1 pseudogene is annotated in these 504 nt (G+C 64.3%); it reads right to left on the reverse strand.

Going from position 1 to position 504, the window contains the following annotated elements:
* Positions 1 to 504 (reverse strand): annotated as a pseudogene (locus NKK51_RS32400) (IS630 family transposase); the annotation flags it as partial.

Genomic DNA, 504 nt, shown 5'->3' on the forward strand with positions numbered 1-504 from the left:
AGTAGGGCGGCAGATACCAAAGCCTGGCGCCGGCAGCCTTGATCATCTGCCTGATGGCTGCCGACTTATGACTTCCCAGATTATCCATGACGACGATGTCGCCAGGCTTCAGAACGGTGACGAGCTGCTGCTCGACATAGGCACGGAAGCATTGGCCGTTGATCGGGCCGTCGAAGACGCAAGGAGCCGCGAGCCGATCCCAGCGCAGCGCGCCAAGGAAGGTCAACGTGCGCCAGTGGCCGTGCGGAGCCAGGCCGCGCAGCCGTTTGCCCTTCGGCCCCCAACCTCGCAGCGGAGCCATGTTGGTCTTGATCCAGGTCTCATCGATGAAGACCAGGCGCTGCGGATCGAGGCCGGTCTGCCAGGATCGCCATCGCTGGCGCCTGCGGGCGATATCAGCGCGCGCCTGCTCAAGGGCGAACAGCGTTTTTTTTGAAGCTCAGGCCCTCGCGGCGCAGGAACAGCCACACCGCATTGTGCGAGACTTTGACCCCGCGCCCGGCC

The organism is Mesorhizobium sp. M0011, from assembly GCF_040324155.1.
Classification (GTDB): Bacteria; Pseudomonadota; Alphaproteobacteria; order Rhizobiales; family Rhizobiaceae; genus Mesorhizobium.